The organism is Micrococcus sp. HSID17227 (assembly GCF_003989405.1).
GTDB lineage: Bacteria > Actinomycetota > Actinomycetes > Actinomycetales > Micrococcaceae > Micrococcus > Micrococcus luteus.
Genome location: NZ_RBLN01000506.1, coordinates 1 through 744 on the forward strand (window position 1 = coordinate 1; position 744 = coordinate 744).

Sequence of the window (744 nt, forward strand, 5' to 3'; positions counted from 1 at the left end):
TCACCAGGTCCGCGACCGGCATCCGGAACACGGCCGCGGCCTCGGCCTGGTCGACCACCGCCACGCGACTGGGGTCCCGCCACCACCCGAGCACCGGGTGCACCACGTGCCCCGAGACCACCACCGGCACCGCCGGCAGCACGCCCAGGACCTCCACGCCGGCCGGGTCCAAGCCGGTCTCCTCCTGCGCCTCGCGCAGGGCCGTGGCCACGACGTCGGCGTCCTCGGGGTCGACGCGACCGCCGGGGAACGCGATCTGCCCGGCGTGCTGGCGCAGGGTGGCGGCGCGCTGGGTCAGCAGCACGTCCACGTGCGGGTGCACGCGCTCGGCGTCGTGACGGGCGGGGACGTCGTCGAGGGCGCCGAACAGGATCAGCACGGCGGAGGGGCGCGGATCGCCGGACCGGGGCCAGTCGAAGCCCCACATCGGCACGGCCTCGGGCGGGATTGTGGTGAGCGAGGCCGGGTCGTGGTGACCGGACGCGTCCGCAGGGGCCGTGCCCCACCGGGCCACGAGGTCCGCCAGCTGGTCCCGCGCACCCGTCAGCGACGCCTCGGACGTCCCGGCGGCGTCGCGGGAGGTCGGGCGGGGGCTCGCGGGGGTCTCAGGCATGGCCCCCACGCTAGCCGCCGGTCGTAGCCTCGGGGCATGACGGCTCCCCTGACCTCGCCCCCAGCGGCCACCGCGTCCTCGGATCCGGTGGACGTCGCGGTGATCGGCGTCGGCCAGGCCGGACTGGCGGC

1 protein-coding gene is annotated in these 744 nt (G+C 77.0%); it reads right to left on the reverse strand.

The annotated features are described in order from the left end of the window. Positions 1-613 (reverse strand): CoA pyrophosphatase (locus D8M29_RS12955; RefSeq protein WP_148111640.1); only part of this gene is annotated, 613 nt, incomplete at its 3' end. Positions 614-744: the final 131 nt, after the last annotated feature.